Origin of the sequence: Bradyrhizobium sp. 23 (assembly GCF_023073295.1) — a bacterium.
Taxonomy (GTDB): domain Bacteria; phylum Pseudomonadota; class Alphaproteobacteria; order Rhizobiales; family Xanthobacteraceae; genus Bradyrhizobium; species Bradyrhizobium canariense_D.
In genome coordinates this window covers 343,372-362,814 of sequence record NZ_JADPJF010000037.1, presented here as the reverse complement: position 1 = coordinate 362,814, position 19,443 = coordinate 343,372, and the positions used below count along the sequence as shown (strand labels likewise).

At 64.2% G+C, this 19,443-nt stretch carries 13 protein-coding genes and 1 pseudogene; 3 read left to right on the top strand and 11 right to left on the bottom strand.

Features of this window, described 5'->3' with window-relative positions; all coding sequences use genetic code 11:
- Both IVB32_RS07840 and IVB32_RS07835 read right to left on the bottom strand, forming a co-directional pair.
- A partial coding sequence (locus IVB32_RS07840; RefSeq protein WP_247410074.1) for an MFS transporter occupies window positions 1-788 on the bottom strand: 788 nt, incomplete at its 3' end.
- Between the two features lie 117 nt (window positions 789-905).
- A complete protein-coding gene (locus IVB32_RS07835) occupies window positions 906-2,087 on the bottom strand; it encodes an HlyD family secretion protein (RefSeq protein ID WP_247299327.1) in 1,182 nt (393 codons plus the stop codon).
- A 275-nt stretch (window positions 2,088-2,362) separates the two neighbouring features.
- On the opposite strand from IVB32_RS07835, the gene IVB32_RS07830 reads away from it, so the two are divergent.
- Complete coding sequence (locus IVB32_RS07830) at window positions 2,363-3,274, top strand: LysR family transcriptional regulator (protein ID WP_247299329.1); 912 nt, start codon at window positions 2,363-2,365, stop codon at window positions 3,272-3,274.
- On the opposite strand, the gene iaaH is transcribed toward IVB32_RS07830, so the two are convergent.
- Together iaaH and IVB32_RS07820 are read right to left on the bottom strand one after the other, a co-directional pair.
- The gene (gene iaaH / locus IVB32_RS07825; RefSeq protein WP_018453389.1) at window positions 3,269-4,693 is read right to left on the bottom strand and encodes an indoleacetamide hydrolase; all 1,425 of its coding nucleotides are present in this window, start codon (window positions 4,691-4,693) and stop codon (window positions 3,269-3,271) included. The genes IVB32_RS07830 and iaaH overlap by 6 nt on opposite strands.
- 75 nt (window positions 4,694-4,768) lie before the next feature.
- The gene (locus IVB32_RS07820) at window positions 4,769-8,218 is read right to left on the bottom strand and encodes an indolepyruvate ferredoxin oxidoreductase family protein (RefSeq protein ID WP_247369068.1); all 3,450 of its coding nucleotides are present in this window, start codon (window positions 8,216-8,218) and stop codon (window positions 4,769-4,771) included.
- Between the two features lie 153 nt (window positions 8,219-8,371).
- On the opposite strand from IVB32_RS07820, the gene IVB32_RS07815 reads away from it, so the two are divergent.
- Entirely contained in the window at window positions 8,372-8,827 is a 456-nt protein-coding gene (locus IVB32_RS07815; protein WP_018453391.1) for an Lrp/AsnC family transcriptional regulator, read from the top strand.
- 103 nt (window positions 8,828-8,930) lie between these two features.
- Here the strand turns inward: IVB32_RS07815 and IVB32_RS07810 are convergent, their stop codons facing one another.
- The 4 genes from IVB32_RS07810 to IVB32_RS07795 all read right to left on the bottom strand — a co-directional run bounded on the left by IVB32_RS07810 (window position 8,931) and on the right by IVB32_RS07795 (window position 12,437).
- On the bottom strand, window positions 8,931-9,716 hold the full coding sequence (locus tag IVB32_RS07810) for a fumarylacetoacetate hydrolase family protein (protein WP_018453392.1): 786 nt from the start codon (window positions 9,714-9,716) through the stop codon (window positions 8,931-8,933).
- A 15-nt stretch (window positions 9,717-9,731) separates the two neighbouring features.
- Window positions 9,732-11,099: an LLM class flavin-dependent oxidoreductase gene (locus IVB32_RS07805; protein ID WP_018453393.1), complete on the bottom strand. Its 1,368-nt coding sequence runs from the start codon at window positions 11,097-11,099 to the stop codon at window positions 9,732-9,734.
- Between the two features lie 36 nt (window positions 11,100-11,135).
- Window positions 11,136-12,188: an Ldh family oxidoreductase gene (locus IVB32_RS07800; RefSeq protein WP_018453394.1), complete on the bottom strand. Its 1,053-nt coding sequence runs from the start codon at window positions 12,186-12,188 to the stop codon at window positions 11,136-11,138.
- 72 nt (window positions 12,189-12,260) lie between these two features.
- Complete coding sequence (locus IVB32_RS07795; protein WP_157642888.1) at window positions 12,261-12,437, bottom strand: hypothetical protein; 177 nt, start codon at window positions 12,435-12,437, stop codon at window positions 12,261-12,263.
- Window positions 12,438-12,483: 46 nt separating this feature from the next.
- Between IVB32_RS07795 and IVB32_RS07790 the strand changes: the two genes are divergently transcribed.
- Window positions 12,484-16,599, top strand: a complete 4,116-nt coding sequence (locus IVB32_RS07790) for a GAF domain-containing protein (RefSeq protein WP_018453395.1) — start codon at window positions 12,484-12,486, stop codon at window positions 16,597-16,599.
- On the opposite strand, the gene IVB32_RS07785 is transcribed toward IVB32_RS07790, so the two are convergent.
- From IVB32_RS07785 to IVB32_RS07775, 3 genes and pseudogenes are all read right to left on the bottom strand, one after another.
- Entirely contained in the window at window positions 16,573-16,914 is a 342-nt protein-coding gene (locus tag IVB32_RS07785; protein ID WP_018453396.1) for a hypothetical protein, read from the bottom strand. The genes IVB32_RS07790 and IVB32_RS07785 overlap by 27 nt on opposite strands.
- A gap of 283 nt (window positions 16,915-17,197) precedes the next feature.
- Window positions 17,198-18,007: a WecB/TagA/CpsF family glycosyltransferase gene (locus tag IVB32_RS07780; protein ID WP_018453397.1), complete on the bottom strand. Its 810-nt coding sequence runs from the start codon at window positions 18,005-18,007 to the stop codon at window positions 17,198-17,200.
- Window positions 18,000-19,443 (bottom strand): annotated as a pseudogene (locus tag IVB32_RS07775) (hypothetical protein); the annotation flags it as partial. The gene IVB32_RS07780 and the pseudogene IVB32_RS07775, both read right to left, overlap by 8 nt.

Here is a 19,443-nt window from a genome sequence, read left to right as displayed (position 1 = left end):
GCCACGGCCGCGATGACGGACAGCTTGACGATGAAGGGCGAGCCGAACCAGTCGTCTTTGTTGCCTTCCTCGAGCACGGTCTGCAGCGCCGACAATCCGATCGCCATGGTGATGATGCCGGCCCAGTCGCCGTCGCGCAGCAACGACAGCTTCATGGGCTTTGCATCGAGCGCGTACCAGAGCATGCCGACCATGATCGTGCCGGGGACAACGTTGACATAGAAGATGTACTGCCAGCCAAAATTCTCGGTGAGATAGCCGCCGATGGTCGGGCCGATCGCGGGCGCGAACGTCGCCGACAGCGCGAACAGCGCAAGGCCCACGGGTTGCTTGGCGCGCGGCAGCAATGTGATGATGAGTGTGAACGCCATCGGAATCAGCACGCCGCCGGTAAACCCTTGCACCGCCCGCAGCACGATCATCTGCGGCAGGTCTTGCGCCAACGCACAGGCGGCTGACAGGACCAGGAACAGGACCGCATTGGTGAGGAGATAGATGCGGATCGAGAACACCTGCGCCAGCCAGCCGGACAGCGGGATCACCACGATCTCCGCGATCAGATAGGAGGTCGAGATCCAGCCGCCGTCATCAATGCCGGCGCCGATCGCGCCCTGGATATCGGCGAGTGAGGCATTGACGATCTGGATGTTCAGCACCGCCATGAAGGCGCCGAGCGTCGCGCCGATCACGGCGATCCAGGTCTTGGTCGAGACGGCGGGCGTTGCGGGGGCCGCGACGGGAGCGGGGATATCGGCCGTGGTATTAACGGTCGGTTGGAGCGTGCTCATGGAAGCCTCGTCTCGGTTACGGAGACAGGATGGATCAGGCAGTTCGTTTCGATAATCGACCAAGTTTGGGAAGGATCATCCGGTAGGACTTGATAGTCCCGCCGGACCTTTCCGGCTTCAACCGCCGTTCGGACGGGCCGCGTTGTCGGCGAGATGCTTCGCCGTCTCACGCTCGGCCAGCACGGTCTGCTTGGTGTCGACGGTCGGCACCGCGGACATGCCGGGGCGCAGCAGGCCGGTCAGGCTGTGGTCGTCGAGCACGATCTTCACCGGCACCCGTTGCACGATCTTGGTGAAATTGCCGGTGGCGTTGTCGGGCGGCAGCAATGCGAATTCAAGGCCGCTCGCCGGCGACAGGCTGTCGACATGGCCGCGCAGGGTCTGGTTGCGGAAACTGTCGACGTGCAGCTCGACCGGCTGGCCGGCGCGGACATGTGTGAGCTGCGTCTCCTTGAAATTCGCCACGACATAGACCGCATCGAGCGGCACCACCGCCATCAATTGCGTGCCGGCCTGCACGAACTGTCCCACGCGCAGTGAGCGGGCGCCGACCGTTCCGTCGACCGGCGCGGTAATCTCGGTGTAGGAGAGATTGAGCGTCGCCTGCTCCGCGACCGCACGCGCATGTTCGAGCTGGGCAGTAGCCTGCGCGCGCTGGGTCGTGAGCACGTCGACCTTGCGTTGCGCGGCCACGAGGCCCGACCTGGCATGTTGCAGTTGCGCGTTGCTGGCGCGCAACGCGGCGTCAGTCTGTTGCGCGCGCTGAATCGTGCCGGAGCCCGACTTCATCAGGTCGTCGTAGCGGGCGCGCTCCTCCTGCGCAAATTTCAGATTCGCGTCCGCAGCAGCGACATCGGCTGTGCTCTGCTCGATGATCGGCTGCTGGAGTTCGAGCTGGGCGTCGAGGTTCCGCACTGCCGCTTCCGCCGCAGCGACATCGGCGCGGGCCTGATTGAGCGCCGCCTTGAAGTCGCGGTCGTCGATCTTCGCCAGCAGCTGGCCCGCTTTGACCTTTTCGTTGTCGCTGACCAGCACCTTGGCGATGTAGCCCGAGACCTTTGGCGCGATGATCGTGGAGTCGGCCTTCACATAGGCGTCGTCGGTTGTCTCGAGATAACGGCCGTTGACCCAGTAGTCGTGTCCGTAATGGACAACCGCAGCCGTGCCCGCAAGGAACGCGAGCGCCAGCGCCGCCCGCCGGACCGTATTCCGGGCGGGACCACGCACCGGCGCCGTCGGGGTAGCTTGCGGTATTTCAGTCGCTTGCTGAAAGTTTTTGGTGCGGGGCATCTCGGACATGGCAGTCTCCTTCGGCTGACCCAGACTATCGGTCTTCCTCGTCCGATCGATAATCAGCGAAATGCCGAAAGGATTATCCGCTGACAGTGGATAGTCCCGGGATCTCGCCTTGGCCCGTATGATCTATCGAGCCGGAGGTACGACTGCCCCAGAGCGATTGCCGCGCCTGTCGAGGGATTGCGGCTAACGCATCCGCGCTGCCCGCAGGAGCGGTTTGATGGATAATCGGACGGAATTCCTTGCGATTATCTCTCAAGAGCGGATAATCAGTCGGCATGGACCGATTGACCAGTCTCGAAGTCTTCAGCCGGGTGGTCGAGACCGGCGGCTTCTCTGCAGCAGCCCGCAAGCTCAACATGTCGACCACCATGGTGAGCAATCACGTCCAGGCGCTGGAAGACCGGCTCGGCGTGAGGCTGCTTCAGCGCACCACGCGCAAGGTCAGCCTCACCGACATCGGCAAGGCCTATTACGACCGCTGCATCCAGATACTCGCCGAAATCAAACAGGCCGACGATATCGCGAGCGAATTGCAGTCGGTGCCCCGCGGCACGCTACGGATCCACGTCGCCACGCACATGGTGCCGTTCGTTGCGCCCGTGGTGGCGAAGCTCCTGTCGTCCTATCCGGAGCTCAAGATCGATCTGCGGATGGGCGAGGCCGAAATCGACCTCATCGAAGAAGGCTATGACGTTGCTCTGCGCATGACCGCGCCGCCGGATTCGAGCCTGATCGTTCGCAGCCTCGCAACCTGGCGGCACGTGCTGTGCTGCTCGCACGACTACCTCGAAAGGCACGGTCGCGTGCAGAAGCTCGATGAGCTCACCGCGCACAATTGCGCCCGTCACTTGAATTATCCGTTCGGCGAAGATTGGCGCTTCTTCGATCGCAAGGGCACGCCGGCATCGGTGCGCATCTCCGGCAGCTTTATCACCAACAGCGGTGAGGCCTTGCGAAAGGTGGCGCTGGAAGGCGCTGCCGTCTGCCTGATGGCCGGTTTTCTCGTCCAGGGCGATCTCGAAGCCGGTCATCTCGTTCGCCTTCTGCCCGAATATCGTCCCGTCGAGATGTCGATGAACGCGGTCTATCCGCACCGGCATCATCTGTCGGCGAAGGTCAGGACCTTTATCGACATGCTCGTGCATCACAGCGCCGAGCAGCAGAAGCTGATCAATCCCTATTCATGAGCGGGGTGGCGCCGGCAGCCGTCCGAACACTTTTTCAAGCGCCATGCCGAGCGCAAGCAGGCGGCGGTCGCTGCCTGCAGGGCCATCCAGCTCGAGTCCGATCGGAAGTTTGCTGACCGCGCCGAGCGCAATCGGGATCTGGATGCCGGGAATGCCGGCATTGCTGCCGGGATCGGTGTTCTGGATGAACAACCCGAAATTCTCGAGGCTGCTGGAATCCGGATTGGAGGCAATGGCGACGCGCGGCGTGGTCGGGAAGGCGATGGCATCGAGCCGGTTGTCGGCGAAAGTCCTGCTGTAAAGCACCTGGAGCGCGGGGCGTGCACTATTGATCGCGGCGTCATAGATCGGCTTGGCGTCAACCAGCGTGCCATCGGGGGCAGGCAGTTTGCGCGGGATCACCAGGCCATCATAGGTGCCCTTGACGTCGGCGCTGGAGATGTCCCTTGCCATCGCCTCGATGCTGAGGCCCGTGCCGGTGTGGTCCAGATAGGCGACCAGATCGTCATAGGCTTCGTACAGCGCGACCGGAAAGCTGACCTGGCCATTGAACTCGGCCAGTTGCGGCATTTCGATCTCGACCATCGTGACACCCTGCGCTTTCATCTTCGCCACTGCTGCCTGGAAAGCGGCGTTGGTGTCAGCGTCGAGATTTGTCAGCATCGACCTCACGATGCCGATTCGCATCTGCTTCAGATCGGCCGCCTGAACGGCTTCGCCACCTGCTATGACGCGGTCGAGGAGTTCGACATCCGCCGCGGTCGCCGCCATCGGGCCCGCGGTGTCGCGGGTGTGCGAGATCGGCGCGATGCCAGCTTGCGGATAGCGTCCGACCGTCGGACGCAGCGAGGCACATCCATTCAGTGCGGCGGGGACCCTGACCGATCCGCCAGTGTCGGTGCCGAGCCCGCCCGCGACGATCCGCGCGCCGATCGCGACGCCCGTTCCTGAGGAGGAGCCGCCCGCGATCAGGGTGCGGTCATAGGCGTTGCGCACGCCGAACTCCGCGCCGGTCTTGAATGCGGTGTTGTAGCCGGAGATGCCGAAAGCGAGCTCGTGCATGCTGGTCTTGCCGATGATGACCGCGCCCGCCGCGCGCAATTTTGCGACCACCGGCGCGTCGGCCCTCGGAACGTAATGCTTCAGCGCCGGCGTTCCTGCGCTGCAGGGGAGCCCCGTGACCTCGATATTGTCCTTGATCACGATGGGAACACCGCCGAGCGGCTTGTCCTTGTTGTCGTTCGCGTCGAATGCGGCCGCAGCCTTCAGAGCGCCGGCCTCGTCCAGGGTGACGAAGGCATTCAGATCGGCATTGGCCTTGGCGCGGGCGAGAGCTTCCGTCGTGAGCGCGGTGCTCGTGACTTTTCCGGCGCGGAGGTCGGCCACAGCCTGGGTCAGGGTCAACTGGTCGAAATCCATGAGGCGTCACCCGGTTGCAGGAGCGCCATCAGGGCGCCCCTCGGCTCCAGAGGCTGAAGTCTCGTCGGCGCTCCGTCAACCGTAGGCGCGCATCCTTGCAGGTGATGGCGCATTGAGCTCGGCGAACAGCCGTTCGACCTCGGCCTTCACCTTCCCGATCGCGGCGTCCTTAACCGGCCCGTAGCCCCGGATATCCATCGGCGCTTTTGCAATGGCGACCAGGCTTGGCAGTTGCGCCGCGTCGAGTCCGCCGAGCAGCCGTTTGATGACGCCATCGTACCAGGTGATGAGTTCCCGCTCGGCGCGCCGCTCCGCCGTGTAGCCGAACGGATCGAACGGCGTCCCGCGCAATCCCTTCACCCGCGCCAGCATGGCGAGCGGCATCTGGATCCACTGTCCGAAGGCGTGCTTGCGCGGACGTCCGCGGGCATCGCGCTTCGACGGCAGGAACGGCGGGGCAAGGTGATATTGGATGCTGAAGTCGCCTTCGAATTCGCCTTTCAACTCGTCGAGGAAGCCGGTCTGCATGTGCAGGCGCGCCACCTCGTACTCATCCTTGTAGGCCATCAGCTTGAACAGGGCGTGCGCGACCGCCTTGGTCAATGCCTCGCTATTCAGGCTGGCTTCGGCATGGCGAACACTTGCAACGCGCTCTCGATAGCGCGCTGCGTAGGCATCGTTCTGATAAGCCGTGAGGAAGTCGGCGCGGCGGTCGATCAGCTGGTCGAGCGTCTCGGCCTTCGGCGCTTCGTCCACCTTCGGCAAGAAGTCGGGATCGGCGGCTGCAATCCGGCCCCAGGCGAAAGCCTGCTTGTTGCTTTCGACCCCGACGCCGTTGAGCTCGATCGCGCGCAACAGCGCCGACAGCGAGACCGGCAGCAGCCCGCGCTGCCAGGCAAAGCCCAGCATGACGATATTGGCATAGACGGCATCGCCGAGCAGGCGCTCGGCCAGCGCATTGGCGTTGATGGTGTCGAGATTGCCGTCGCCGATCACCTGGCCGATCGCACGCAGGCGGGCGGGTGAGGCGAGATCGGCGTCACGGAAGCGGACGACGTCGCCGGTCGGCATCTCCGCGGTGTTGACCGCGGCGCGCGTACCTTTTCGATAGGTGCCGGACGCCTTCGGCGAGGAGCTGACGACGAGGTCGCAGCCGATCAGCGCATCGGCCGCGCCCTGGTCGATACGGACCTGGTGCAATGCGTCGGGGGATGCGGCCAACCGGATGTAGCTCAGCACCGGCCCGAATTTCTGCGCAAAGCCGGTAAAATCCAGCACCGAGACACCGTTTCCTTCGAGGTGGGCCGCCATGCCGATCAGCGCGCCGACCGTGATCACGCCGGTGCCGCCGACGCCGGTGACGAGCAGATCATAGGGACGGTCGAGCGTTGCGGGCGCGGGCAGGGGAAGCGTGGCCGCGTGGCCGACCGCGTCGATCCGACTCGCGCCCTTCTTCCGGCGCCTCGCGCCCTCGACGGTGACGAAGCTCGGGCAGAACCCGTTGAGACAGGAAAAGTCCTTGTTGCAGGATGAGAGGTTGATCCGGCGCTTCCGGCCGAACGGCGTCTCCTTGGGCTCGACGCTGAGGCAGTTGGATTCGACCGAGCAGTCGCCGCAGCCTTCGCAGACGAGATCGTTGATATAGGCGAAGCGTTTGGGATCGATCATCTGTCCACGCTTGCGGCGACGCCGTTTCTCTGTCGCGCAGGTCTGCTGATAGATCAGCACCGAGACGCCGGGAATATCGCGCAGCTCGCGCTGCACGCTGTCCATCTTCTCGCGCGGATGGAGGGACACGCCGACCGGAAGATCGCCTGGCGGAAATTGCGCCGGATCGTCCGACACCAGCGCGATGCGCGCAACGCCCTCGGCGCGGACGCTGTGCGCGATAGCGTGGACGCTGATTGGGCCGTCGACGGGTTGGCCGCCGGTCATCGCCACGGCATCGTTGAACAGGATCTTGTAGGTGATGTTGGCCTTGGCGGCGATCGCCTGCCGGATCGCCATCGAACCCGAATGATAATAGGTGCCTTCGCCCAGATTCTGGAACACGTGCTTGTTGCCGGTGAAGCGTGACGAGGCGGCCCAATTCACGCCTTCGCCTCCCATCTGGATCAGGGACGATGTCTCGCGGTCCATCCAGCTGGCCATGAAATGACAGCCGATGCCGGCCAGCGCCTTCGAACCCTCGGGCACTTTCGTCGATGTATTGTGCGGGCAGCCCGAGCAGAAATAGGGCGTACGCGTCGCACCGCTGACGTTGATCGTGCGCGAGGCCTCAGGCATCAAGCCGGCTGCGCGTGCGGCGAGATTGAGGCCTGGGAACATCGGATCGAGACGGCGTGCGAGCACCCCAGCGAGCGCACGCGGTGACAATTCGCCGATCCAGGAGATCAGCCGCGCCCCTTGCTCGTCATGCTTACCGACCATGCGCTCGGGTTTTTCGCCCGGATAATCGTAAAAATATTCCTTGAACTGGCTTTCGATGATGCCGCGCTTCTCCTCGACGACAAGGATCTCGCGCTTGCCCCTCACGAACGCCATCGCGTCATGCAGCGCCAGCGGCCAGACCATGCCGACCTTGTAGATGTCGATGCCGATGCTGCGGCAGTCCGCTTCGTCGAGACCCATCAGCCGCAGCGCTTCCATCAGATCGAGATGGGCCTTGCCCGTGGTGACGATGCCGTAGGTGGCGTCCGGGATGTCGTAGATGTGACGATCGATCGGATTAGCCTTTGCGAAGGCGTAGACCGCGTGCTTCTTCGCCTCCAGCCGCTCCTCGATCTGCGGGCCGGGCAGATCGGGCCAGCGATAGTGCAGGCCGCCGGGTGGCGGCGTGAAGTCTGGCGCGTGGAAGGCCCGCGGTGGGCGCAGCGCGACGGACGCGCCGGATTCCACGATCTCAGAGATCGCCTTGAAGCCGACCCACATGCCGGTGAAGCGGCTCAGCGCGTAGCCATATTCACCGAATTCGAGATATTCGCTGACGCTTGCGGGGTGGAGCGTCGGCATGAACCAGCTCATGAAGGCGACGTCGGACTGGTGCGGCATCGAGGACGAGACGCAGCCATGGTCGTCGCCGGCGACCACCAGAACGCCGCCATGCGGTGAGGAGCCGTAGGCGTTGCCGTGTTTCAGCGCATCGCCGGAGCGATCGACGCCGGGGCCCTTGCCGTACCAGAGAGCGAACACGCCATCGACCTCGCGGTCGGCTTGCGTCTCGACCTGTTGTGAGCCGAGCACGGCGGTCGCGGCAAGATCTTCGTTCACTGCGGGGAGGAATTCGATGCGGTCCCGCTTCAGTCGCTCGTGGATGCGCCACAGCTCGAGGTCGATCCCGCCGAGTGGCGAGCCGCGATAGCCTGAGATGAAGCCCGCCGTGTTCAGCCCCGCGGCACGGTCGCGCCGCACCTGGTCGAGCGCGATGCGGACGATGGCCTGCGTGCCGGTGAGGAAGACGCGGCCCCGTTCGCGATCGTAGCGGTCGGAAAGCTCGTAAGGATCGAGAGACGAAATGGCGGCCATGCGGACCTCCCCACGGCATCCTTGCCGGATGGGAGAAGGGTAAGCCTGGGCAACTGGTAGGTCTTACCTTTCTTTCCGAATGGCGTACCTATTATGGTAGAGTTATCCAAAACGATCTACGGGAAGGTAGATTAATCCATTTTGGTGGTTTCCATGATCGAAGACCAGGACGCGCGGATTCTCGCCTATCTTCAGAAGGACGGCCGCGCCACCAACCAGCAGCTCGCCGACGCAGTCGGCATGTCGACTTCGGCATGCTGGCGCCGGGTGCGCGCGCTGGAGGAGAGCGGTGCCATCCGGGGCTATGCGGCCCTGGTCGCGCGCGAGCAGGCCGGCTTTGCGATGTCCGCGATCCTCCACGTCTCGCTGGAACGGCACGACGCAAAATTCGTCGACGAGTTCGTCGCGCGGGTGACCACGCGGCGTGAGGTGCTGGAGTGCTTTGCGACCACGGGCGATGCCGATTACCATTTGCGTGTCGTCGTGCAGGATATGGCGGCGTACAACAGATTCCTCGACGACTTCATGTTCCGCATTCCCGGCATCCGCTATGTCAGAAGCAACGTGGTGCTGAAGGAGATCAAGACGGGCGTCGCGCTGCCGTTTTGAGCTTGTGCTGAGGAGGCCGCGTAGCGGCCGTCTCGAAGCGCGACGCCACAACCGGGCCTTCATCCTTCGAGACGCTTGCTTCGCAAGCTCCTCAGGATGAGGATCACCGCTCCTCCCGCACGAACCTGTTCCGCAGCGTGCCGATGCCGGTGATGTCGATCTCCACGACGTCGCCGTGCTTGATATCAGGCGAGGCACCATCCGTGCCCATCCAGATCACATCGCCCGGCCATAGCGTAAAATACTTGGTCAGCTCGACTAGGAACGGCACCACGCCAAAGATCATGTCGTTGGTGTGGAAGCGGTTGGTCTCCTTGCCGTTGACCCGGACGATCGTTTCCATCTTGTCGAGGTCGGCCTCGGTCTCGATCCACGGGCCCATCGGCTTGAACGTGTCGGCGTTCTTCGAGCGCCACAGGCTGCGGTCGGCCTTCTGCCAGCTGCGCTCGCTGACGTCGTTGCCGATGGTGTAGCCGAAGACGCAATCCATCGCATTCTGATTGGTGAGATGCTTCACCTTCTTGCCGATGACGACAACGAGTTCGCCTTCGTAGTGGATCTTGTCCGTCGCAAAGGACGGGATCGCGACGTCCTCGTCATGCGCAATCAGCGCGTTTTGCGCGCGATAGCCGATCTCGGGGCGGTCGGGGACAGCAGGCACTTCGCCGCGCTTGTCGGCGGCTTCCTTCAGATGCTTGAGGTAATTCAAGCCGACGCAGTAGAAGGTGCGCGGAATCAGCGGCAGTTCGATCTTGACCTGCGAGAGCTGATACGTGCGCGAGGTGCGTTGCCATTCTCCGAAGGGATCGCCCTCGATCGCGATGACCTGGTCACCCTCGACGATCCCCCAGGACGTCTTGTCCGCAGCGGTGAATTTCAGCCAGCGCATGCCGTGTCTCCGTTGTTATTCCGCGGCATCGCGCGGCTGCACTTTCCAGTCGCCGGCAGCCGGCCGCTTGAGCCCGAGATTTTCCCGCAGCGTCTTGCCGCGATATTCCTTCTGGAACAATCCGCGCCGCTGCAATTCCGGGACGATATGTTGCACGAAATCGGCATAGGAGCCGGGCACATAGGTCGCGGCGATGACAAAACCGTCGCAGCCGCGCTCAACGAACATTTCTTCGAGCTTGTCCGCGATCTCCTTGGGACCGCCGACCATCGCATCCTGGACCTGGCCGCGGCCGGAGAAGGTGACGAAGTCGCGCGCGCTCGGATTGCTTTTGCCGGAGTTCTTGAGCACGCCGTCGCGGATGCCCAGAATGCCCTGCATGCTCTTCAGCTCTGCAGTCGTCAGCGGCTCGTCGAGATCCTTGGAGGCGAAATCGTAGTTGAGCGCTTCGGCCAGCAGCGACAGCGCGTCGATCTGCAGCGGCAGCTTGTTGATCAGCGCCATCTTGTCTTCGGCCTCGGCTTTGGTCGCGGCGCAAACCGGTGTCGTCAGGTTGCAGAGGAACATCGCCTCCGGATCGCGGCCGGCTTTCGCGGCCTCGTTACGCACCGACGCATAGCCTTCCTTGGCGGCGGCGAGATTGCGTGCAGCGGTGAAGATCACCTCACCCCATCGTCCTGCAAAGCGCTGGCCGCGGCCGGACGCGCCGGCCTGGATGATCACGGGATGGCCCTGGTCGGAGCGGGGCACCGTGAAGGGACCGCGGGACTTGTAGAATGGGCCCTTGTGATCGAGCCGCTTCACCTTGGCCGGATCGGCAAAGCGGCCGCTCGTCTTGTCCATGATGAGCGCGCCGTCTTCCCAGGTGTCCCAATGGCCGAGAACGATCTCCATGAATTCGTCGGCGCGGTCATAGCGGGCGTCGTGCTCGGGATGAGAATCCCGGCCCATGTTGAAGGCCTCGCCGTCATTGAGCGAGGTCACGACGTTCCATCCGGCGCGTCCGCCCGACATCAGGTCGAGCGTTGCGAAGCGGCGGGCGATGTCGAAGGGCTCGAAATAAGTCGTCGAGCCGGTCGCACCCAACCCGAGCTTCTCCGTCACCATGCCCATCGTCGTCAGCACGATCAGCGGATCCATCTTCACGCAGCGGATGCCGTATTCGACGGTGTGGGCGTGATCGTTGCCGTAGCGGTCCGGCATCGCCAGCCGGTCGTCGAAGAAGGCCATGTGGAACTTGCCGGCTTCGAGGATTTTGGCGATCTCCTGATAATAGTCCGCCGACATCGAATCGTCGCGCGAGTCCGGATGTCGCCACGAGCTCGGCAAATTCGTGCAGTTCTGGGCCTGAAGGAAGCCGACCAGTACCATCTGCCGCGTCATGCTGCTGTTCTCCGAATTGCGTCAGGCCGAAATCCGTCAGGCCAGGTCGAGGACCGTGTCGAGCCTGTACTCGCGCGCCAGCGCGCGCAGTTTTTCCCAGGTCGCATCCTCGATCTCGATGCCGTCGCGCAGGCGCTGCTGCTCACGCAAGCCCTCGATCTCACCGGGATAGAACACGCCCTTGCTGCCCTCGGAGGGCGGGGTCGATTTGAGATAGTGTGCGAACTCGGCGACCTCGCGCTTGAAATCCTGCAGCGGGCGAAACGCGGCGACGTTGAACACGGCCATGAAGCAGCCGTCATTGTGCCGGCCCGTGGGCTCGACGCCGAAACCGAGGCCGGTGAGCAGGCCGCACAGGACCTCGACCATTGCGGCGAGGCCGCTGCCCTTGTAGCCCTCGGTGCCGCCGAGCGGCAGCAGCGCGCCGCCCTTGCGATACTGGGTTGGATCGGTAGTGTGCCGTCCCTCGGCATCGATGATCCACCCCGGCGGGATTTCCTCGCCGCGGGCGACCGCGAGCTGGATCTTGCCGGCCGCGACCGCAGAGGTCGCCATGTCCAGGTAGAACGGCGCATCGAGGTCGGACGGCACCGCGATCGAGATCGGATTGGTGCCGAGCCGTGCCTCCTTGCCGCCGAATGGCGCCACATGCTTCGGCGAACGGCCGGAATCCGCCGTTGCGATCCCGATCATGCCTTCGCGCATTGCCATCAGCGGATAGGCGGCGAGGCGGCCGACATGGCTTTGCCGGAACACGGTGCAGGCGGCGACATTCGCCGTCTTCGCTTTCTCGATCGTCAGCGCCATCGCCTTGGCGTTGACGTGGAAGCCAAAACCCCACTGGCCGTCGATCACGGTCGTCGTCGGCGATTCCTGCACGATGGTCCATCTGGCGCCGGGCACGATGTGGCCGGCCTTGATCCGGTCAACATAGGTGGGAATGGCGATCACGCCGTGGGAATCGTGGCCGGCGAGATTGGCGTTGACGCAGCCGTTTGCGACCGCGTCGGCCTCTTCCTCGGAAGCCCCGGCAACCCGAAGCAGCGCTGCGCTGATGCGCGTGAGGCGGTCGGCATGGACGATCGGCATGGCGCTTCCCCGGCATGGTGCCCTTAACAGGCTGCTTGTTGGGCGCCATGGTCTCAAAGCGCGGCTGCGATATCAATCTCCTGTAAACCAATACAGGGCTGCAAATTCGCAGCGAGCAGGGCCGTCGGGCGAAGATTCGTCCCGCGCGGTGGCATTTTCGACAGATTGGCGCAGGTCGTTCGCAGCTCGTTCACTTTGATCGATGGTTTGCAGCGCGCAATAACGACCACTTAGGCGATCGCCGGTCATAACGTCATCCGGGAAAAAAAGGCAGAAATGCCCGGGAGCTGAGATCGTGCCGACGACACTCGCGCGCACCTTTGCGGCGTTGAGCGCCATCAACGAAGCGATCCTCTACGCGAAATCGCCGGATGAGCTGTACCAGAAGGTCTGCGACGCCGGGTTTGCGAGTGGAGACTTCATGGCCGTGGCCGTGTTCCTTGTGGAGCCGGATGGCCATAAGCTTCGCTTTGCCGCTGGTCGCGGCGATGACGTGGCGCGGCTGAGCGCGATCGAGATCACCACGCAGGCTGGCACGCCGGAAGGCTTGGGCGTGGGCGGCGAGGCGTTCCGCAGCCAGAAGCTCTGCATCAGCAACGATTTCCTGAACGATCCGCGTTCGCTGGCATGGCGCAACGGCGCGGTGGCGGCGGGTGTCGGCGCGGCCGCGGCGCTACCCCTGGTCTGCATGGGACGCAGTATTGGGGTGTTGTATGTTACGCGGTCGGGCGCCGGCTCGCTCGACGAGGCGATGGTCTCGTTGTTCGAGCGGATGTCGGCCAATATCTCTCACGCGCTGGAGAGCTTCGCGACCGAGGGAGCCCGCCTGGATGGCGAGCGGGCAGTGCGGCGGCTCAACCGCATGTTCGGCGCGCTCAGTGCGACGAACGAAGCAATTCTGCAAGCCAGCACTGAGCTGGACTTGTACCAGCGGGTCTGCGACGCCGCTGTTTATAGCGGCAAATCGCTTGCCACTTTCGTTCTGCTGCACGAGCCGGATTCCGAATGGCTGACGCCGGTGGCAGCGACCGGACATAATCTGGATCTGATCAGACAGTCGCGCTACTCGATTGATCCGGAGAGTCCCTACGGCAAGGGCATCTCCGGCGAGGTGTTCCGGACCCAGCAAGCGATCGTCGAGGACGACCTCGTCAATCGCACCAAGGGGACCACCTGGGAGCAGGCCAACGTCAATGCCGGCGCCGTCGCCTGCGTGGCTGCTCCCTTGATCAAGCGTGGCACCAGCATCGGCGTGCTGTTTTTCTTCGTGAGCAAAGCCTGGGCGAAAGACGAAGGCATCGTCGCATTGTTGCTGCGCATGACCGAAAACGTGTGCTTTGCGCTCGAGAACTTCGACCGCGACAAGGAGAAGGCCCAGATCGCCTTGGAGGAGGATCGGCTGGCGCGTATGTACGCAGCGCTAAGCGCGACGAACGAAGCCATTCTGCGGGCAAGGTCGCGCAGCGAACTGTTGGATCTGGTTTGCGAAGCCACGGTGCACGGCGCCAAGTTCGCCTCGACCTCCATTGCATTGCTTGACCGCGATGCGGGACTGCTTCGTGTTGTTGCGTCCTTCGGACCGAACGCCGAGGAAGTGCGATCCTTCAGGCTGTCGGTCAGCGACAAGGAGCCGGAAGGACGAGGGCTGACCGGCACCGCGTTCCGGACGCGGCGGCCCTGTATCAGCAACGACGTCCTGGCAGACGCCCGCCTCAAGCCTTGGCACGCCAGCGCGCGTCGCAATGGCATTAGGTCCTCAACCGCGATGCCGCTATTCAACGGCGACAGCGTCGAAGGCGTATTCCTGTTCAATTCGCCCGAGTGCGGCACTTTCACGGACGAATTCGTCGAGCTATTGCGCAAGCTCCAGGCCAATGTCGCCTTCGCGTTGGAGAACTTCGACCGTGCCGACGAGAAGGCGAAGGCCGACAGGCAGCGTGACAGGTTGAGCGGCATGTTCGAGGCGCTGAGCGCGACGAACGAGGCAATCATGCGCGCCAAGACGCGCGAGGAGCTGTTCGAAGGGGCGTGCCAGGCAGCCGTGCTCGGCGGCGTATTCGCCTCAGCGACAATCGGCATTATGGACGACCAGCGTGAACTCGTTCGCGTGGTCGCCGTGAAGGGGCGCCTCCAGGAGCGGATGGTGGGACGCACCTGCTTTGTTTCCGCCGACCATCCTGAGGGTCGCGGAATCATAGGGATGTCGCTGCGGACCCGCGGGCCCAGCGTCATCAACGACTATCTCCACGACCTCCGAGCGGCGCATTGGCACTCTAAGGCGATCGAAGATGGAACGCGAGCGGCTGCCAGCTTCCCGCTGCTGCGCGCCGGCCAGGAGCCGATCGGCATTCTGCTTTTCCTCGCGCCGGAAGAGAATACGTTCACACCCGATATGGTCGAGTTGCTCGGGCGCCTCGCCGAGAACGTGTCATTTGCACTCGATAATTTCGATCGCGCCGAGGAAAAGGCCCGCAACGAGGCGCGGACGGAGCGTTTGGCTCGCATGTTCGCGGCGCTGAGCGCGACCAACGAGGCGATCATGCGGGCGAAGTCGCGCGCCGAACTGTTCGACCTCGTCTGTCTCGCCGCATCGAACGGCGCCAAGTTCACCTCGACCACCATTGCGCTGGCGAGGGTCGATAGCGATCAGCTGGAGATCGTGTCGAGCGCCGGACCGTCGTCTGACACCACGCGCAATGTCCGCCTATCAATCGACCCCGAGCGCCCCGAGGGGCGCGGAATGAGCGGCACGGCGTTCCGCACCCGCCAGCCCTGCATCAGCAACGACTATCTCAATGACGATCGCGTTCGCGCCTTTCATTCCATTGTCCGCAACGACGGCGCGCGGTCGGGGGCGGCTTTTCCCCTCGTCGCACACGATCGGGCCGTCGGCGTCATGATCTACATGTCGACCGAGCCCGGCACCTTCACGGCCGAGTTCGTCGAGCTGTTGCAGCGCCTCGCCGACAACGTCTCCTTCGCGATGGAGAATTTCGACCGGGCCGACGAGAAAAACCAGGCCGACGAGCGAATCGAATACCTCGCTTCGCACGACAGCCTGACCGACCTGCCGAACCGCGAGACCTTCAACGGGTTGCTGCATGAGGCGATCGACGAGGCGCAGCGCCACGATCAGCGCTTTGCGGTGCTGTTCATCGACCTCGATCGTTTCAAGGTCATCAATGATTCGCTGGGCCACGAGGCCGGCGACCTGCTCCTGCTCGAAGTGGCCAACCGGCTGCGTGGTGCCCTGCGCGCAAGCGACGTGGTGGCGCGGCTCGGCGGCGACGAGTTCGTAGTGATCCTCGATCAATGCGGCGAGGTCGACGACGTCCAGCGCATCGCGACCGGGCTGCTGACGGCGCTTGCCGAGCCCATGGAGCTAGCGGGGCACGAGTGCCACACCACGGCCTCGATCGGCATCGCGATGTATCCGACCAACGGCTCCGACGTTCAGATGCTAACAAAGAACGCCGACATGGCGATGTATCTCGCCAAGGAAGATGGCAAGAACGGCTATCGCTTCTTCTCCAAGGAAGTGAAGACGCAGTCGATCGAGCGGCTGTCGTTGGAGAGTGCGCTGCGCCGGGCGCTGGAGCGGAATCAGTTCACTTTGAACTACCAGCCCAAGGTGGACATGGAGACCGGCCAGATCACCGGCGTGGAAGCCCTGCTGCGCTGGAGGCATCCCGATCTCGGCAGCATCTCGCCGGCGCAGTTCATTCCGCTTGCGGAGGAGACCGGATTGATCGTGCCGATCGGCCGCTGGGTGGTGAAGGAGGCCTGCGCGCAAGCCATGGCCTGGCAGCGCCGCGGCCTTTTGCCGGTATCGATGGCGGTCAACCTGTCGCCGCGCCAGTTTGTCGACGAGCATCTCTTGCAGGACGTCGACGAGGCGCTCGCCGCAAGTGGAATGTCGCCGGTGCTGCTCCAGCTCGAAGTCACCGAGAGCATGATGATGCGCAACGTCGGGCGCGCGCTCAAGGTGCTCGACGCCATCCAGAGTCGCGGCATCCGTCTCGCCATCGACGATTTCGGCACCGGCTATTCGTCGATGTCTCTGATGAAGCATTTCCCGATCGACACCATCAAGATCGACCGCTCCTTCGTGCGCGACCTGCCGCAGGATTTGGAAGACCAGGCGATCGCGCAGGCGATCATCAGCATGGGCAAGGCGCTCGGCATGACCGTGGTGGCGGAAGGCGTCGAGAATGCCGAACAGGAGGCATTCCTGCGCGCCCATGGCTGCGACGAGATGCAGGGCTTCCTGATCTCCAAGCCGCTGCCGGCGCGGCAGATGGCCGAGCTGCTGCAGCCCATGGAGCTGCCCTACGCGCCGCCGCTCCAGCCGGAGCCGGACCATGCCGCCACCGCGGCCGCGGCGCTACGGTTGAAAAGCGCTGTCGTCTGACGGCTGCGGGTGCAGCTCGCGGGCGTCGTCTTCCTTGATTTCCGCCTTGCGCGGAAAATCATCCGGCCAGGTCGGCGAGGTTTGCTTGGCGAACAGGGCGAGCAGGGCGTGCGCGCCTTCGGCAAAGCTCGAGTCGTGGCTCAGACCGAGTTCAGAACACCACGCGTGTGGCATCGGCTCGTGCGCGTCGAGCACCGCCATTGCCGGACCCCACCACCAGGCCGGCGCTGGCGATCGTTCGCCCTCCGGTACGGCCTGCCAGAGGACGAGCTCGTCCATCATGCGCTCGAATTGCAGGTTTGCGGCCTGATGCATTCGTTCCGTGCTCCCTTGGGTCGCGCCTGAAAGCAGGCCGATGCGCGGACTCGATCGTGGCCTTCGCTGTGAAAAGCTGGCTCGCGCAATTGGCTGAGCCGATTGTGCCGCTTGTGTCGGCGGCCATACAAAACACGCGGCGGCCGGGAAAGTTGCCGACACCGACTGTGACAGTCTCTTTAGCCGCTTATGAGCCCGGCCCGCAAGGCGCAATACCGGCGCCGCTGGCGTTGAAATAGCGCAGGCGGGGCTGGCAACCGGCGGCGATCATGTCGTCGTCTACTCAGCGATTATTAAAGGGCCGATGGCGGCTGAACAGCAGATAGATTGCGCGTGGGTTGGTGGTTAAATAGCGCCAGAACAGGCGGCGGGGCTCGAGCAAGGTGCGCCAAGCCCATTCCAGCCCGATCTTCTGCATCCATCGCGGCGCGCGGGCGCGGCTTCCCGACAAGAAGTTGAACAGGCCGCCGGATGTCTTGATGACGCCGACATTGGTGAGATGCGGGGTGAATTCCTCGACGAACGCCTGCTCGTTTGGCACGCCCAGCGCAACCCAGAGATAATCCGGCGCAAGCGCGTTGATCTCGTCGACCTTCGCGCGCAGCGCGTCGCCACGGAGATAACCGTGGCTGTAGCCAACGATCTTGAGGTTTGGATACATCTTTCGGACGTTCTCGACCGCAAGGGCGTTCTCGTCCTCGCTGGCGCCGAACATGTAGAAGGTGCGGCCGACCGCTTCAGCCTTGCGCGCGACGACGTGAAACAGGTCCGTCGTGGCGACCCGCTCGGGCAACGGAAACCAGGATTGTAGCCTGGACGCCGCCACCAGCGGCTGGCCATCGGCGTTGATCAGGTCAGCGCTGCGGAACAGGCGCTCGGTCTCGGGTTCGGTCGAGCACCGCGCCAGCACCTCGCCATTGGCCGAGGTCAGGTGCAGCGGACGGCCGATGCGATGGCGCGGATCGGTCGCCTCGATCATGAAATTTGCGGTCGCTTCCAGATCGAGTGCGGCCATGCGAAGGCCGCCGATGGTGATCCGCGGCACGTCGGCGGTTGCGGCCCGGCCATCGAGATTGATGCGGCGCTCAAGCATATTGTCTGCCTCGTTGGCGAGCTTGGGCCATAGGGGTGAGTTCGTCGAGCACGACGCCGACGAGCTTGCGCTCCGCGCGGCCGAGTGTGCTCAAGATCTCCTCCAGGCCGTCGTTGATGTCGAGGCTGGTCGGCAGCACCGCCACCAGCGCGTCGGCATCATCGAGCAGCTTACGGCTGCCGGCCGTGAGTGGCGCCGCGGGGCCGTCAAGGATCACAAGGTCATAGCCGCCGGCGGAGCGCGCCTGCTCGATGGCCTTGCGGATGGCGTCAGTGGCCTTGCCGGCGTCGCGTTCGGCGGCCGGCAATATCGAGATGCCGTTGAGTGTCTTGATCTCGCGCGCGGCCTTGCTGCCGATCGAAAGCCATCCGACCTTGCTGGGCTCGCTCTTGACGGGACGGCTGACCTTGTTCGAGAGCGGGTGCGCCTGATGGTCGGCATCGATCATCAGGACCCGGGCGCCGTCGCGCGCGGCCGCGAGCGCGAAATTCAGCGCGGTCACGCTGCGCCCGGTGGTCTCACCGGCACCGACGAGCGCGATGACCGGCATTGTCTTTCCGCCGGCGCGCCGGGCCGCCGTAGCGCGCATGTCGCGCCAGGCGTTGAGCAGCGTCGTCAGTGGAAAGCAGGGGCGCAGCGTTGGCCAGCCGAGCCGGGTGAGGTCGATGCCGCCGCCGGTGGCGAGAATGGCACCGAGCGTGTGGATGACGTCGGCCTCCTGGAGGCGCGCGATCAGCGGCTTTTCGATCAGGGGCTTCTCGACCATCGAAGGTTGCAGCGGCGGGGCGGCGAGTTCCGGCAGTGCCTCCGCGACTTCCGGGGCTCGCGAGACCGGCTGGGACCGGGCAGTCTCCGGCGCCCGCGAAGGCTCTGGAGCTCGCGGAGCTTGCGGCAACGGAGTGCGATTGGGACGGGCCGGCGCCGGTGCGAACGCACCGGCCACCAGCAGCTCTGCCGCGACGAACCAGCTCGATGCAGCGATTGCGCCGAAGATGAAGCCGATCATGGCGAACAGGCTCATCGCCGGCGGGAACGAGCGCCGCTGCGGCACCGTCGCTTCGCCGATGATTCGGGCCGCCGAGGTGTTCAGCGTCTCCTGCTCCTCGGTCTCGCGCGAGCGCTTGAGGAAGGATTGATAGACGTCACGGCTGGCATCGGCTTCGCGCTCGAGTTCGCGCAGGCGCACGGCGGCCTGGCTGAGCTGGACGCTCTGCCGCTTCTGCGCCTCCAGCGCCCGGCTGAGCGAGGCTTCAAAGTCGCGGGCGCGCGTCAAATCGTTCTTGGCGGACTGGGCGAAGCGGTCGATCTCTTCGTTGATGGTGCGCTTGAGATCCTCGACCTGCTTTTCGGTCTGGCGCAGCGCTGGATGACGCGGGCCGAGTTCGCCGGCCTGCTCCGCATATTTCTTGCGCGCGTCGGCATATTGCGCGCGCAGG

What these genes read in the sequence shown, in the direction of transcription:
- IVB32_RS07835 (WP_247299327.1), bottom strand. Translation starts at nt 2,087, where the DNA reads ATGTCCGAGATGCCCCGCACCAAAAACTTTCAGCAAGCGACTGAAATA.
- IVB32_RS07830 (WP_247299329.1), top strand. Translation starts at nt 2,363, where the DNA reads ATGGACCGATTGACCAGTCTCGAAGTCTTCAGCCGGGTGGTCGAGACC.
- iaaH (WP_018453389.1), bottom strand. Translation starts at nt 4,693, where the DNA reads ATGGATTTCGACCAGTTGACCCTGACCCAGGCTGTGGCCGACCTCCGC.
- IVB32_RS07820 (WP_247369068.1), bottom strand. Translation starts at nt 8,218, where the DNA reads ATGGCCGCCATTTCGTCTCTCGATCCTTACGAGCTTTCCGACCGCTAC.
- IVB32_RS07815 (WP_018453391.1), top strand. Translation starts at nt 8,372, where the DNA reads ATGATCGAAGACCAGGACGCGCGGATTCTCGCCTATCTTCAGAAGGAC.
- IVB32_RS07810 (WP_018453392.1), bottom strand. Translation starts at nt 9,716, where the DNA reads ATGCGCTGGCTGAAATTCACCGCTGCGGACAAGACGTCCTGGGGGATC.
- IVB32_RS07805 (WP_018453393.1), bottom strand. Translation starts at nt 11,099, where the DNA reads ATGACGCGGCAGATGGTACTGGTCGGCTTCCTTCAGGCCCAGAACTGC.
- IVB32_RS07800 (WP_018453394.1), bottom strand. Translation starts at nt 12,188, where the DNA reads ATGCCGATCGTCCATGCCGACCGCCTCACGCGCATCAGCGCAGCGCTG.
- IVB32_RS07795 (WP_157642888.1), bottom strand. Translation starts at nt 12,437, where the DNA reads ATGACCGGCGATCGCCTAAGTGGTCGTTATTGCGCGCTGCAAACCATC.
- IVB32_RS07785 (WP_018453396.1), bottom strand. Translation starts at nt 16,914, where the DNA reads ATGCATCAGGCCGCAAACCTGCAATTCGAGCGCATGATGGACGAGCTC.
- IVB32_RS07780 (WP_018453397.1), bottom strand. Translation starts at nt 18,007, where the DNA reads ATGCTTGAGCGCCGCATCAATCTCGATGGCCGGGCCGCAACCGCCGAC.